The organism is Kitasatospora sp. NPDC048298 (assembly GCF_043201465.1).
Lineage (GTDB): Bacteria > Actinomycetota > Actinomycetes > Streptomycetales > Streptomycetaceae > Kitasatospora.
The window spans coordinates 58,219-72,355 of the sequence record NZ_JBICYZ010000020.1; the positions used below are offsets into that span (position 1 = coordinate 58,219).

Consider the following 14,137-nt stretch of genomic DNA (forward strand, 5'->3'; position numbering starts at 1 on the left):
TAGTCCATCAGGTCACTCCTCCTCGGTCTTCTCCGCCGTCGCGGCGGAAGCCTTCGGCTCCGGCTTCACCAGCGGGAAGAGCACCGTCTCCCGGATGTTCTTGCCGGTCAGCAGCATGATCAGGCGGTCCACGCCGAGGCCGAGGCCACCGGTCGGGGGCATCGCGTACTCCAGGGCGCGCAGGAAGTCCTCGTCCACCTGCATGGCCTCGACGTCGCCGCCGGCCGCCAGCAGCGACTGGGCGGTGAGGCGGGCGCGCTGCTCGACCGGGTCGACCAGCTCGGAGTAGGCGGTGCCGATCTCGGTCCCGAAGATCACCAGGTCCCACTTCTCGGCCACGCCGGGCTGCGAGCGGTGCTGGCGGGTCAGCGGGGAGACCTCGGTCGGGTAGTCCTTGATGAAGGTCGGCCGGACGGCGTTCTCCTCCAGCAGGCGCTCGACCATCTCCAGGACGATCTGACCGTGGCCCCAGTCCTTCTCGAACGGGATGCCGTGCTCGGTGGCCAGCTTGCGCAGCTCCTCGACACCGGTCTCCGGGGTGACCTCGGCGCCCAGGCGGGCGGAGATGCCCGGGTAGACGCTGACCTCCTCCCACGGCTCGGCCAGGTCGATCTCGTGCTCGACGCCGTGCGCGTCCACGCCCCTGATCACCGTGGTGCCCAGCGCGTCCCGGGCCGCGTTGACGATCGTCTCGCGGATCAGCTCGGCCTGGGTGTCGTAGTCGCCGTACGCCTCGTACGACTCCAGCGAGGTGAACTCCGGGTTGTGGGTGGAGTCCGCGCCCTCGTTGCGGAAGTTGCGGTTGATCTCGAAGACCTTCTCGGCGCCGCCGACCACCAGCCGCTTGAGGTACAGCTCGGGGGCGATGCGCATGTAGAGGTCGATGTCGTACGCGTTGATGTGCGTCTTGAACGGACGCGCGTTGGCGCCGCCGTGCACCGGCTGGAGCATCGGGGTCTCGACCTCGATGTAGCCGCGGTCCTCGTAGGTGCGGCGGATCGAGCGGACGACCTTGCTGCGCAGGTGCAGGATCTCCCGGGCCTCGGGGTTGACGATCAGGTCCACGTAGCGCTGGCGGACCCGGGCCTCCGGGTCGGTCAGGCCCTTGTGCTTGTCCGGCAGCGGGCGCAGGCACTTGGCGGTGAGCTCCCAGCGGTCCACCATCACGGACAGCTCGCCGCGCTTGGAGGTGATCACCTCGCCCTCGACGCCGACCTGGTCGCCGAGGTCGATGTCGGCCTTCCAGGCCGCCAGCCGCTCCGCGCCCAGCTTGTCCAGGGAGAACATCACCTGGAGGTCGCCGGTGCCGTCGCGCAGGGTGGCGAAGCAGAGCTTGCCGCCGGTGCGCGAGAGGATCACGCGGCCGGTGACGCCGGCCCGCTCGCCGGTGGCGGTGTCCGGCTCCAGGTCGGGGTGCTTGGTACGCAGGTCCGCGATGGTGGTGGTGCGGGGGAATCCGACCGGGTACGGGTCGACACCGGCCGCCCGGAGCCGGTCCAGCTTCTCGCGCCGGACGCGCATCTGCTCGGGGAGGTCGTCGGTCGCGGGAACAAGGCTCTGATCGCTCACCCCACAAGGGTAGCCAGCCACACGTGGTGCTCCGCGCCGGGATTGCCGTGAGGGGAGAGCGCGACGGCGCTCCCCCCTCGCGGCGGCGGTGCGGCGGGGTCAGCCGTCGCGGCGGGCCCGGAGCCGGCGGGCGGTGACCAGACCGGCGGTGCCGAGCAGCACGGCGGCGGCGCTCGTCGCGGCCAGCGGGAGGGCGCCGGAGCTGCCGGTGCTGGCCAGGCTGTCGCCGGTGGCCCGGTCGGTGCCGGAGCCGGTGCGCGTGGTGGAGCCGGCGCGCGTGCCGCCGGTGCCCGGGTCGGCCGCCGCGTCGGGGCCGGCGGAGTCCTTGCCGGTGAGGCCGGCCGGGACGACCGCGCCGGTCGGCGCGGGGGAGGGCTCGGGCACCGGCGCCTCGGTGGGCGTCCCGGTGGGGGTCGGGGCGGGCGTGCCGCCGCTGCCGGGGGTGCCGCCCGGGGTGGCTCGCAGGTCCACCGTCAGCAGGTCGTTGGCGGGGTTGTGGTCCCAGCTCATGACGGCGCTGGGGTGGCCCGGCTCGTACTCGCTCGTCATGTTCTGCAGGGAGACCGTCGCGGTCAGCTCGCCGGTGCCCTCGGGGACGGAGAGGGTCAGCTTGTGGGAGTTGGTGGCGCCGACCGGCATGAAGAACCCGCCCAGTCCCTCGCAGGAGAACTTGTTGAGCGGCTTGTCGGACTTCTGGCCCAGGACGTAGTCGTACGGCTGGCAGGTCGACGGCAGGCCGGTGACGGTGACCCCTTCCGGGAACTGCACGTGGAGGGAGGGCGCGCCCTCGCCGAGGCTGCGGTCGATGATCGAGCCCGGGCCGTTGTTGACGGCGCCGAGGGTGAAGGTGCCGGTGGTGCCGGAGGCGTCCGGTGCCCAGGAGCCGTTCACCGCGAAGTCGGCCGAGTTGTCGGCGAGGACCTGCTGCTCGGTGGAGTGGTTGACGTCGAGTCCGTCCGGGATCCCGTCACCGGAGGTCTTGACCAGGGTGGCGGGCGCGCCGGTGCCGCGCTGGAACGACAGCCGTCGGCGCAGGTCCGCGGCGCTGCCGCCGTACACGCCCTCGGCGGGGTAGACCTCGTAGCCGGCGAAGGTGGAGTAGGCGTCCGTGCCCACGGTGAGCTCGAGACCGGAGAGCTTGACCGCCTGGCCGGGGGCGATCTCGCCGTCGATGGTGCAGATGCCGTGCACGGTGGGCATCGGGTAGCCGAAGCCGCGGCCCGCCCAGTCGCCCTTGTCCTTGGCGTACTCGCAGTTGGAGGGCCAGGTGGCCACGTCGAGGCCGGGGGTCAGATAGACCTCGACGACCGCCCGCTGGGCCGCGGACTCGCCGCGGTTGGCGAACTCGAGGGTCGACGGGAGCGTGCTGCCGACCTTGACGCCGAGCTGCTCCGAGGGTGCCTTGGTGCGGAAGCCGGCACCGCCGATCTCCACCCGGATGTCGGCCTCGGCGGTCTCGGCGTCGGGTGCGCTGAGGGTGGCGTGGACGGTCCCGGTGGAGCCGGGGCGGACTCCCGCGACGGCACTCAGCCACGGGTGGCTGGTGATGTTGATGTTCTCCAGGTCGAGGCGCCAGATGTCGCAGGTGACCACCTTGCCCGCGGTGGCGCAGCCCGGGACGCTGAGCGTGGCCAGCCCGTCGATGCCGGTGGTGTCGAACGCGAGCTTGGCGCCGTTCACGACGCCGGTGCCGGTCCGGCCGATCCGCAGGTGGATGTTCTCGCCGAACTGGGGCTGGGCGGCCGGCTGGGTCGAGATCTGGATCGTGCCGGTCGGGAAGATCCTGAGCTGGGTGCCGGCGGCGTGTGCCGGGAGGGCCGCGGTGCCGGCGGCCAGGGCGGCCACGACCGTGGCCGTGCCCGCGCCGAGGAACCGGCGCGTGCGAGTGGAGTGCATGTGAATCCCCCGTGAATGGAGTGGTGAGGATCCGCACCCTAGGGATTGTCGAACGGCCGTCAACCCGGTTGATCCGTCATCAATTCGCCCAGGTCGGGACCGAACGGCCTGGCCGGCGGGGGGAAGTTATCAAGACGTGACCGGCGACGGCCGGCGGGACGACGGCATTGTCGACACATGGACCGGCATGCGGACGGAGGGGAGACCGCGACGGGCGGTCTCCCCTCCGGGTGGTGGTGCGGCCGGCTCAGCCGGTGCCGGTGGCGAGTTCGACGTCCTCCACGTCCTCGGGGGTCCGGTCGGCCGGCGGGGCCGGTCGGGTGGGGGGCTTGGGGCGGCGGCCGAACAGTTCGGCGGGGGTGGGCATCCGGTGCGGACGGGGCGGCGGGTTCGTCGCGGCGGCGGGCTGCTCGGGGCGGGAGTCGGTGCTGCTCATGGGGGTCCGTCCTCCTACAGGGGTGGGGTGACTGTTCGGCGGTGCGGCGGGGCTCGGTACGGCCACCAGGTGGCGGGGCGCCCCGGTGTGGAGGGCGAGCCGCTCGCGGACGGCGGCCTCGGCCAGCGCGTGGCAGCGCCCGGCGAGCCGGGAGCGGCGGGCCCGCTCGCCCTGGCCGCAGGGCTGGCGGGTCAGCCCGCGCAGCGCGGTGAGGTCCTCGGGGCCGGGCAGGTATCCGTCGGTCACCGCCTCCTCCAGCCGCTGCAGGTAGCCGGGGGCGCTGCCGGGCAGGGCGGAGCGGTAGCGTCCGAGGTCGGCGAGCAGGAAGGCGCGCAGCCGCCCGCCCTCCTGGACGGCCTCGTCGATCGCCTCGGTCAGGCGCAGGGCGTCCTGGACGTCCTCCGCCCACAGTTCGGCGCCCGGTCCGGCGAACGCCGGCCGGTCGGGCCCCTGGAGGTGGAAGGGGACGGCGGGGTGCAGGGCTTGGGCGAGGGCGCGGCGCAGCACGCGGACTTCGTCGGCGCTGAAGGCCATGCCGCCGCGCGATCCGTGTGGCGTAGGCATGGACTGACACTACGTGAGGAATATCCGATTTGTCGGTAACGTCGCGCCGAACCACCGGCGTCCGGCCCGGTGAAAAAGCGTTTCGCCGCCATCTGTAACGCCGCCCGGGGCCCGCCTGGTCATCCAGGTGTCAGGGACGAACGAGGGAGGGGCCGGGCAGGATGCGACCGGACGATCAGGAACAGGCGGCCCGCGGCCGGGGCCGGGACGAGGACTTCCAGGCCTTCGCGGCCGGCCGCGCCAGACCGCTCTACCGGTCGGCCTGCCTGCTCACCGGCGGGGACACCCACCTCGCCGAGGACCTGGTGCAGGAGGCGCTCGGGCGGATCTACGTCCAGTGGCACCGCACCTCGTGGTTCGGGGCCAAGCGGCGGATCGACAATCCGGCCGGGTACGCCCACACCGTGCTGGTGCGGGCCTTCCTCTCGCACCGCGGCCGCCGCTCCAGCGGCGAGCGGCCGGTCGACGCGGTGCCGGACGGCGCGGCCCCGCAGGGCGACCCGGAGCTGCGGCTGACCCTGGTGGACGCGCTCGGCCGGCTCACGCCGCGGGACCGGGCGGTGCTGGTGCTGCGCTACTGGGAGGACCGCAGCGTCGAGGAGACCGCCGCGATCCTGCAGAGCACCCCGGGCGCCGTCCGTACCCAGTCCTTCCGGGCGCTCGGCCGGATCCGCACCGTGCTCGGCGACAGCCTCGACATGCCGGCCGAACGCTGAGCCGGCTCTCACGACCCCCACTGATCACGTCAACTCACCAGGTAGAGAGGTTGGTTCAGCATGTCTGCAGAACACGACGGGCCCGACGAGCGGTTCGAGCGGGCCTTCGCCGAGGCCATCGGCGCGGCCGGCGGGGCCTTCGAGACCGAGGCCGGCCGGCTGGTCGACACCGGCTGGTCGCACGGGCGCCGGCTGCGCCGCAGGCGGCGGGTCGGCACCGCGGCGGGCGCCGCCGCCCTGGCCCTGGTCGGGGTGGGCGGAGCCGCGCTCGGCGGCCTGCTGCCCGGGCAGGTCGCCCCGGCGGTGGCCGGCCCGGCGTCGGGCGGGGCGCCGAGCGCGTCCGCGGCCCCGGTCTCGGGACCGGAGTTCCAGCAGATGCTCACCGAACTGCTGCCGCAGGGGGCGGTGACGGTGGGGGAGGCCCGAGGGACCGAGAGCGACATCCCGCAGCTGCGGCTGGTCCTGGACGACGGGAACGGCGCGGTCCAGTACCTGTTCTGGATCATGGGCCGCGTCGGCGACACCGGCTGCCCGGCCACGACGACCCCGGGCGACACCTGCACCGAGTCGGACCTCCCGGGCGGCGAGCACCTGCGGGTCTACCAGGCCGGGACGCGCGACGGCGAGCCGGCCGGCTCCAAGATGTGGTCCGCCAAGCTGTCCGGGAGCGGCTACCAGGTGTCGATCCAGGAGTGGAACCGCAAGCCGCTGGAGCAGGGCGCGCCGATCACCCGCACCGACCCGCCACTGACACCGGACCAGCTCGCCGCGGTGGTGAAGGCCCCGCGCTGGCAGCAGGTGGTGGCCGCGCTGCCGGACCCGCGGGCGGGGAAGCCCACCGGTCCGGCGCCCACGCCCACTGGGCCGGCGCCCACGCCCACGCCCCCCGCACCGGGGACCCTCCCGATCACTCCGGCCCCGGGAGTCACCTTGTATCCCTGGGATGGGGTGACGACCGGCCCGCAAACCCTGCCGGCCTTCCCGAAGCCCGGCAGCTGAGCGCCGCTCGGCAGCCCCGCGACCGAGGGGCTCAGGCGGCGGGTCGGTTGCGCTCGTACACCAGGCGCAGCCCGATCAGGGTCAGCCAGGGCTCGTGCACGTCGATGGTGGTGGCCTCGCCGAGGACGAGCGAGGCGAGACCGCCGGTGGCGATCACCTGGACGTCGTCCGGGTCCTTGGCGAGCTCCCGGGCCATCCGCTCGACCAGGCCGTCGACCTGGCCGGCGAAGCCGTAGAGGATGCCGGACTGCATCCCCTCGACGGTGTTCTTGCCGATCACGTTGCGCGGACGGGCCAGTTCGATCTTGCGCAGCTGGGCGCCGCGGACGCCGAGCGCCTCGACCGAGATCTCGATGCCCGGGGCGATCGCCCCGCCGACGTAGTCGCCGCGCGCGTTGACGGCGTCGAAGGTGGTCGCGGTGCCGAAGTCGACCACGATGCACGGACCGCCGTACAGGTGGTTGGCGGCCAGTGCGTTGACGATCCGGTCGGCGCCGACCTCCTTGGGGTTGTCCATCAGGACGTGCACCCCGGTCTTCACGCCGGGCTCCACGATCACCGCGGGGACGTCGCCGTAGTAGCGGCGGGTCACCTCGCGGAGCTCGTGGAGCACGGCGGGGACGGACGAGCAGATCGCCAGGCCCTCCACCGCGGCCTCCCGGACCGCGGTGTGGTTGCCCATCAACCCCTGCAGCAGCACCGCCAGTTCATCGGCCGTGCGGCGCGGATCGGTGGAGATCCGCCAGTGTTCCACCACGTCCTCGCCGTCGAACAGGCCGAGCGTGGTCTGGGTGTTGCCGACGTCGATGGTGAGGAGCATGGGGCGCTTTCTGCGAGTCGGGACGGGTCTGTGCTCGACCGCTGACGGTCAGGCGCGCAGGTCCAGGCCGATGTCCAGGATCGGCGAGGAGTGGGTGAGCGCGCCCACGGCCAGGTAGTCGACACCAGTCTGGGCGACCTCGCGCGCGCTGGCCAGGGTCAGTCCGCCGGAGGCCTCCAGCTTCGCCCGGCCGGCCACCAGCGCCACGGCCTCCTTCAGCTGCCCGACGGTGAAGTTGTCCAGCAGGATCAGGTCCGCCCCGGCCTCGAGCACCGGCGGGATCTGCTCCAGGGTGTCCACCTCGACCTCGACCGGCAGCTCCGGGTACGCGGCCCGGACGGCCCGGAAGGCCTCGGCCACGCCGCCGGCCGCGACCACGTGGTTGTCCTTCACCAGCGCCGCGTCCGAGAGCGCCATCCGGTGGTTGGCGCCGCCGCCGCAGCGCACCGCGAACTTCTCCAGCGCGCGCAGGCCCGGGGTGGTCTTGCGGGTGTCCCGGACCACCGCGCCGGTGCCCTCCAGGGCGTCCGCCCAGGCGCGGGTCGCGGTGGCGATGCCGGACAGGTGGCAGAGCAGGTTGAGCGCGCTGCGCTCGGCGGTCAGCAGGTCGCGGGTGCGCGAGCGGACGGAGAGCAGCACCTGGCCGGCCTCCACCCGGTCGCCGTCCTCGACGTGCCGCTCGACCTCGAACTCCTCCTCGCAGATCAGCGAGACGACCGCCTCGGCGACCCGCAGGCCGGCCACCACGCCGGCCTGGCGGGCGGTGAAGTCGGCGGTCGCGACGGACTCGGCGGGCACGGTCGCCACCGAGGTGACGTCCTCGCCGCCGGCCAGGTCCTCGGCCAGCGCCAGGGTGGCGATGTCCTCGACCTCGACCGGGTCCAGCCCGGCCTGCTCCAGCAGCTCGGCCAGCTGCGGGTCCAGGCCGGTCTCGTAGCCCTCGCCGTCCCCGCAGGCGCAGCCGTCGCCGCAGCCGCCGGCCATCGGGAGTTCCTCGTGGGAGTGGGTCATGGTTCTACTGCTCCTCAGGGGTGCTGACCGGGCCGCCGGCGGCGGCGAGGGTGGTGATCAGGTGGCGCCGCCAGTGGGCGTCGTCGCGCTCGGGGAAGTCCTCGCGCCAGTGGCAGCCGCGGGTCTCCGCGCGCTGCGCGGCGGCCGCGACCAGGGCGGTGGCGACCAGCAGCAGGTTGGCGGCCTCCCAGGTCTCCACCCGGGGGTCGGCCGGCTTCTCCTCCGAGACGTGCGCGTGGGCCTGCTCGGCGATCAGGGCGAGGCCGGCCGCGGCGCCGGCCATCGAGGCGGCCGAGCGCAGCACGCCCGCGCCGCGCGACATCAGCCGCTGGATCTCGGCGCGCGCCTCGGAGGCGGGCAGCGGGACGGCGTGCGCCGACCGGGCGGCCTCGACGTCCACGGTGCGCTCGGGCAGTTCGCCGGCCCCGTGCCGCGCGGCCAGGTCGGCGGCGATCCGCTCGGCGAAGACCAGGCCCTCCAGCAGCGAGTTGGAGGCCAGCCGGTTGGCGCCGTGCACCCCGGTGCAGGCGACCTCGCCGCAGGCGTACAGGCCGGGGACGCTGGTGCGGCCGTGCGGGTCGGTGCGCACGCCGCCGGAGGCGTAGTGGGCGGCCGGGGCGACCGGGATCGGCTCGGTGACCGGGTCGATGCCGTGGGCGCGGCAGGAGGCGAGGATGGTCGGGAAGCGCCGCTCCCACATCTCGGCGCCGAAGTGCCGCCCGTCCAGGAACATGTGCTCGGCGCCCTGCTCCTGCATGCGCCGGGTGATCGCCTTGGCGACGATGTCGCGCGGGGCCAGTTCGGCCAGCTCGTGCTGCCCGAGCATGAACCGGACGCCGTCCGCGTCCACCAGGTGGGCGCCCTCGCCGCGCACGGCCTCGGAGACCAGCGGCTGCTGGCCCTCGGCCTCCGGACCGAGCCAGAGCACGGTCGGGTGGAACTGGACGAACTCCAGGTCGGTGACGGCGGCGCCGGCCCGCAGCGCGAGCGCCACGCCGTCGCCGGTGGAGACCGCCGGGTTGGTGGTGGCCGAGAAGACCTGGCCCATGCCGCCGGTGGCGAGCACCACCGCGCGGGCCCGGACGGCGCCGACGCCGTCGCGCGCGCCCTCGCCCATCACGTGCAGGGTGAGCCCGGCGGCGTGGCCCTCGGCGTCGGTCAGCAGGTCGAGCACCAGCGCGTGCTCGATCAGCTCGATGGCCGGGTCGGTGCGGACGGCGGCGACCAGGGCGCGCGATATCTCGGCGCCGGTCGCGTCCCCGCCCGCGTGCGCGATCCGGTTGCGGTGGTGGCCGCCCTCGCGGGTCAGCAGGATCTCGCCGGCCGCGCCGCGGTCGAAGGCGGCGCCGACCGCGATCAGCCGGCGGACGGCGTCCGGGCCCTCGGTGACCAGGGTGCGCACGGCCTCCTCGTCGCAGAGTCCGGCGCCGGCCACCAGGGTGTCGTCCAGGTGCTGTTCGGGGGTGTCCCCCTCGCCCAGGGCGGCCGCGATGCCGCCCTGGGCCCAGCGGGTGGAGCCGTCGTCCAGCATCGCCTTGGTGACCACCATGGCCCGCAGGCCGGCCTTGCGGACGTTGAGCGCGACGGTGAGGCCGGCGACCCCGGAGCCGACCACGACCACGTCGGTGGTGGCGGTCCAGCCGGGGGCCGGGGCGGTGAGGCGGTGCGTGGACATGGGTTGGGTGGCTCCTTCAGCGCGAGGCGGCGTCGGCCGCGCCGTTGCCGTCACCGTACGCCCTGTCCCCCCGGAGCAGCCCGGTGCCCTCCTGGGCCTCGGCGGCGTCCCCGCCCAGGCCGGTGATCCGGTTCCGCTCGTCCACGAAGACGATCCTCGGTTCGTAGCCCTTGGCCTCGGCCGTGTCCATCTGCCCGTAGGCGATGAGTATGACGAGGTCGCCCGGGTGGACGAGGCGGGCGGCGGCGCCGTTGATGCCGATCACGCCGGAGCCGCGCGGGCCGGCGATGGTGTACGTCTCCAGCCGGGCGCCGTTGTTGATGTCGACGATGTGGACCAGCTCGCCGGGGAGCAGGTCGGCGGCGTCGAGCAGGTCCTCGTCCACCGTGACGGATCCCACGTAGTGCAGGTCGGCCTGGGTCACGGTGGCCCGGTGGATCTTGGACTTGAGCATGGTGCGGAGCATTGCGGGTCACGCCTCCTGTGAGTGCATGCCTGAAGGGGGGTGTTGCTGTGGGTGTCGCTGCCGGTGTCGCCGCCGGTGTCTCAGCGAACGATGATGCGGACGTTGTCGATCAGGCGGGTCGGGCCCACCTTCGCGGCGACGGCCAGCACCGCCTCGCCCTGGAAGTCCTCCGCCGCCTCCGAGAAGTCGTGCGGGTCGATCAGGGCGAGGTAGTCCAGGGTGACGCCCTCGGCGCCGTCCAGGGCGGCGGAGGCGGCCTCGCGGACGGCCTTCGGGCCCTGCGCGGCGGCGTCCCGGCCGGCGAACAGGGCCTTGGACAGGGCGAGCGCGTGGGCGCGCTCCTCCGCCGAGAGGTAGCGGTTGCGCGAGGACAGCGCCAGGCCGTCCTCCTCGCGGACGGTCGGCACGCCGACGATCTCGACGTCGAAGTCCAGGTCGGCGACCATCCGCTGGATGATCGCCAGCTGCTGGGCGTCCTTCTCGCCGAAGAACGCGAAGTCCGGGTCGCTGATGTGCAGCAGCTTGGCGACCACGGTCAGCACGCCGTCGAAGTGGCCGGGCCGGGTGGCGCCCTCGTAGCGCTCGCCCATCGGGCCGGCCACCAGGCGCACCTGCGGCTCGCCGTTCGGGTAGACCTCCTCGACGGACGGCGCGAAGACCACGTCGGCGCCGTTCTCCTCGGCCAGCCGCACGTCCTCGTCGAGGCTGCGCGGGTAGCGCTCCAGGTCCTCACCCGCGCCGAACTGGAGCGGGTTGACGAAGACCGTCACCGCGACCCGGCCGTCCCGGCCGACCTGCTTGCGGGCGGCCCGGACCAGCGCGGCGTGGCCCTCGTGCAGCGCGCCCATGGTCATCACGACGGCGTTGTCCACCGGCTGCTCGTCCGGCCAGAACGCGGCCTCGAATTCGTCCACGGTGCGGGTGACGACGGCCCGGTGGACCTTCGGCGTCCGCTGGGGCTTGTTCGACTGCTTACCGCGTGCCATCTAGGGCTTCTCCTCGTTCAGTACGTCCAGCAGCGCCGCCGCCGACGTTTCGTCGATCGTCCCGTTGGCGAGCGCCCGCTGTGCGGTGGCGCGGGCCATCGCACGGTAGGCCGCCGGGATGTCCGGGGACACCGTACTGAGCTGCGCCAGGTGGCGCCGTACGGTGCCCGAGTCGCCCCGGGCGACCGGACCGGTGAGGGCCGCGTCGCCGGAGCGCAGGCTGTTGTCCAGGGCGGCGCCCAGCAGCGGGCCGAGCATCCGGCCCGGCTCGGCGACGCCGGCCGTGCGCAGCAGGTCCATCGCCTGGGCGACCAGGGTGACCAGGTGGTTCGAGCCGTGGGCGAGGGCGGTGTGGTAGAGCGGGCGGACCTCCTCGGGCACCCACTCGGGCTCGCCGCCCATCTCCACCACCAGGGCCTCGGCGACCGGCCGCAGCTCCTCGGGCGCGGTCACGCCGAACGGGCAGCCGGCCAGCCTGGCCAGGTCCACCGAGGTGCCGGTGAAGGTCATCGCCGGGTGCAGGGCCAGCGGCAGCGCCCCGGCCCGGGTGGCGGGCTCCAGGATGCCGACGCCGTGCGCGCCGGAGGTGTGCACCAGCAGCTGCCCGGGGCGGACGGCGCCGGTGGCGGCGAGGCCGCCCACCAGGTCGGCCAGCGCGTCGTCCGGGACGGTCAGCAGCACCAGGTCGGCGGCGGCCAGGACCTGCGGCGGGGTGACGATCCGCACGCCCGGCAGCAGCGCCTCGGCGCGGCGGCGGGAGACGGCGGACACCCCGGAGGCGGCGACCACGGTGTGCCCGGCGAGCTGGAGCGCCGCGCCCAGCGCGGGGCCCACCCGGCCGGTGCCGACCACGCCGACGGCCAGCCGGGCGGGCCGGTTGCCGGGGTCACCGGGGTCGCCGAACGGGGCGAACTCGCTGAAGTCGGACGAACTCATGTCCACCCTTGTCCTGAATGACCGTTCCAGTCCGCGACGGGTACCGGACGTACCGCCCCAGTGTACGGGCGCCGCCGCGGCCCGTCCGGGCCCGAGGCGGCTAGTCCGCGGCCCCGGCCCGGATCAGACCGGCCTCGTACGCCAGGACCACGGCCTGGACCCGGTCGCGCAGGCCCAGCTTGGCCAGGATCCGGCCGACGTGGGTCTTCACGGTGGCCTCCGAGAGCACCAGCCGGGCCGCGATCTCGCCGTTCGACAGCCCCTGGGCGACCAGCAGGAACACCTCCCGCTCGCGCTCGGTCAGCGGGCCGAGGGCGTCGGAGCCGGGCGCGCTCTGCGGGGTGGGCAGCACCTCGGCGAAGCGGTCGATCATCCGGCGGGTGGTGGTCGGGGCGACCACCGCGTCCCCGCCGTGCACCGCGCGGATCGCGGCCACCAGCTCGGTCGGCGGGACGTCCTTGAGCAGGAAGCCGCTGGCGCCGGCCTTGAGCGCGGCGAAGGCGTACTCGTCCAGGTCGAAGGTGGTGAGGATGAGCACGTGCGGGGCGTTCGGCAGCGGGCTGCCGTCCTCGGCCAGGCAGATCCGGCGGGTCGCCTGCACGCCGTCCAGCCGCGGCATCCGGACGTCCATCAGGATCACGTCCACCTCGGTGTGACGCAGCTTCTCCAGGGCCTGCGCGCCGTCGCCCGCCTCGGCGGAGATCTCGATGTCGCCCTGTGACTGGAGGATCATCCGGAAACCGGTGCGCAGCAGTTCCTGGTCGTCGACGAGCATCACGCGGATGGTCAAGGTGGGACTCCTTGGAGGGGTGGACGGCGGACTGGGCTAGTGGGCCGCCTTGAGCGGCAGGACGGCGCGGATCCGGAAGCCGCCGCCGGGGCGGGGGCCCACGTCGAGGCTGCCGCTGACCATGCCGACGCGTTCGCGCATGCCGATCAGGCCGTGGCCGAGGCCGTCCGCGCCGCCGGCGGTCAGGTGCTCGTCGGTGCTGCCGCGCCCGTCGTCCTCCACCAGGACGGCCAGCTCGCGCTCGCCGAAGTCGACCGCGACCCGGGCGTGCACGTCGGGGCCGCCGTGCTTGCGGACGTTGGTGAGCGCCTCCTGGACGATCCGGTAGACGGTCAGCTCGACGCCGCGCGGCAGCTCGCGCGGCTGCCCGGAGGTGGCGTAGTCCACGTCGAGCCCGGCCGTGCGGACCTGCTCCAGCAGCTCCGGCAGCTCCTCGACGCCCGGCTGCGGCACGTACTCCTCGGCCTTGGTGTCGGCGGTGCGCAGCACGCCCAGCAGCCGGCGCATCTCGACCAGCGCCTGGCGGCCGGTGGAGGCGATCGTGCCGAGCGCCTCCTTCGCCTGCTGCGGGGAGTTGTCCAGGACGTACGCGGCGCCGTCGGCCTGGACGATCATCACCGAGACGTTGTGGGCGACCACGTCGTGCAGCTCGCGGGCGATCCGGGCCCGCTCGGCGGCGACCGCCACCTTGGACTGGGCGTCCCGCTCGCGCTCCAGCCGGGCGGCGCGGTCCTCCAGCTCGGTCAGGTAGGCGCGGCGGACCCTGGTCAGCCGGCCCCAGGCCCAGCAGAGGATGAACGGCGTGCTCATCAGCAGCGTGATCATCGCCGCCTCGCCGAAGCCGTACGGGCGGGTGTGGGCGTCGCCGGCCCCGTCGAAGACCGTCTTCACCGGCTTCATCTGCCAGAACACCAGCGGCCCGGCGGACAGGCCGGCCGCCAGGGCCAGTCGGGAGGTCCACTTGTGGCCGAAGGCGGCGCCCGTGTAGGCGAAGACCAGGTAGGCGACCGAGGAGAAGCCCGGTGTGACGCCCGCGATCACCTGGCCGACGCCGACGCAGGTGGCGGCGACCACCGTGAGGTCGGGGAAGCGCCGCCGGAAGACCATCAGCAGCGGCAGCAGCACCGCGAGCGCGATCGAGGCGTCGAAGCGCCAGCCCTCGTCGACGTTGGCCTCGTTCGGGATCAGGCCGAAGAACAGCACGATCGCCGCCCAGGCGGCGTCGACCACCATGGGGTGACGGCGGAGCCAGGCGTTGAGTCGATGCACGTGT

General features: G+C 74.0%; 12 protein-coding genes and 1 pseudogene. 2 read left to right on the forward strand and 11 right to left on the reverse strand.

Translation table 11 applies throughout. The features are described from left to right. Window positions 1–12 precede the first annotated feature (12 nt). From lysX to ACGF0D_RS17415, 3 genes and pseudogenes are all read right to left on the reverse strand, one after another. Window positions 13–1,617, reverse strand: a pseudogene (gene lysX / locus ACGF0D_RS17405) (bifunctional lysylphosphatidylglycerol synthetase/lysine--tRNA ligase LysX); the annotation flags it as partial. Between the two features lie 51 nt (window positions 1,618–1,668). Beyond that, window positions 1,669–3,465: a hypothetical protein gene (locus tag ACGF0D_RS17410; RefSeq protein ID WP_392917010.1), complete on the reverse strand. Its 1,797-nt coding sequence runs from the start codon at window positions 3,463–3,465 to the stop codon at window positions 1,669–1,671. A 247-nt stretch (window positions 3,466–3,712) separates the two neighbouring features. Further along, window positions 3,713–4,465 (reverse strand): hypothetical protein, encoded by a 753-nt coding sequence (locus ACGF0D_RS17415; RefSeq protein ID WP_392917013.1) that lies wholly within the window; start codon window positions 4,463–4,465, stop codon window positions 3,713–3,715. A gap of 161 nt (window positions 4,466–4,626) precedes the next feature. Here ACGF0D_RS17415 and ACGF0D_RS17420 point away from each other — a divergent pair, with 161 nt between their 5' ends. Together ACGF0D_RS17420 and ACGF0D_RS17425 are read left to right on the forward strand one after the other, a co-directional pair. After that, window positions 4,627–5,181 (forward strand): SigE family RNA polymerase sigma factor, encoded by a 555-nt coding sequence (locus ACGF0D_RS17420; RefSeq protein WP_188297597.1) that lies wholly within the window; start codon window positions 4,627–4,629, stop codon window positions 5,179–5,181. A gap of 60 nt (window positions 5,182–5,241) precedes the next feature. Further along, window positions 5,242–6,180, forward strand: coding sequence for a hypothetical protein (locus tag ACGF0D_RS17425; protein WP_392917016.1), 939 nt, complete (start codon window positions 5,242–5,244; stop codon window positions 6,178–6,180). 31 nt (window positions 6,181–6,211) lie between these two features. Here the strand turns inward: ACGF0D_RS17425 and ACGF0D_RS17430 are convergent, their stop codons facing one another. The 8 genes from ACGF0D_RS17430 to ACGF0D_RS17465 all read right to left on the reverse strand — a co-directional run bounded on the left by ACGF0D_RS17430 (window position 6,212) and on the right by ACGF0D_RS17465 (window position 14,097). Next, window positions 6,212–7,000, reverse strand: a complete 789-nt coding sequence (locus ACGF0D_RS17430) for a type III pantothenate kinase (RefSeq protein WP_392867785.1) — start codon at window positions 6,998–7,000, stop codon at window positions 6,212–6,214. A gap of 48 nt (window positions 7,001–7,048) precedes the next feature. Then, on the reverse strand, window positions 7,049–8,011 hold the full coding sequence (nadC, locus tag ACGF0D_RS17435; protein WP_392867782.1) for a carboxylating nicotinate-nucleotide diphosphorylase: 963 nt from the start codon (window positions 8,009–8,011) through the stop codon (window positions 7,049–7,051). Window positions 8,012–8,015: 4 nt separating this feature from the next. Continuing rightward, window positions 8,016–9,686: an L-aspartate oxidase gene (locus ACGF0D_RS17440; protein ID WP_392917019.1), complete on the reverse strand. Its 1,671-nt coding sequence runs from the start codon at window positions 9,684–9,686 to the stop codon at window positions 8,016–8,018. A 16-nt stretch (window positions 9,687–9,702) separates the two neighbouring features. Beyond that, window positions 9,703–10,152, reverse strand: a complete 450-nt coding sequence (gene panD / locus ACGF0D_RS17445; RefSeq protein WP_392867777.1) for an aspartate 1-decarboxylase — start codon at window positions 10,150–10,152, stop codon at window positions 9,703–9,705. 80 nt (window positions 10,153–10,232) lie between these two features. After that, window positions 10,233–11,138 carry a pantoate--beta-alanine ligase gene (panC, locus tag ACGF0D_RS17450; RefSeq protein ID WP_392867774.1) on the reverse strand — a complete coding sequence of 302 codons (906 nt, stop codon included), beginning with the start codon at window positions 11,136–11,138 and terminating at the stop codon, window positions 10,233–10,235. Further along, window positions 11,139–12,074, reverse strand: coding sequence for a Rossmann-like and DUF2520 domain-containing protein (locus tag ACGF0D_RS17455; protein WP_392867772.1), 936 nt, complete (start codon window positions 12,072–12,074; stop codon window positions 11,139–11,141). Between the two features lie 100 nt (window positions 12,075–12,174). Next, window positions 12,175–12,864 (reverse strand): response regulator, encoded by a 690-nt coding sequence (locus ACGF0D_RS17460; protein ID WP_392867770.1) that lies wholly within the window; start codon window positions 12,862–12,864, stop codon window positions 12,175–12,177. A gap of 36 nt (window positions 12,865–12,900) precedes the next feature. Next, a complete protein-coding gene (locus ACGF0D_RS17465) occupies window positions 12,901–14,097 on the reverse strand; it encodes a sensor histidine kinase (RefSeq protein ID WP_392868760.1) in 1,197 nt (398 codons plus the stop codon). Window positions 14,098–14,137: the final 40 nt, after the last annotated feature.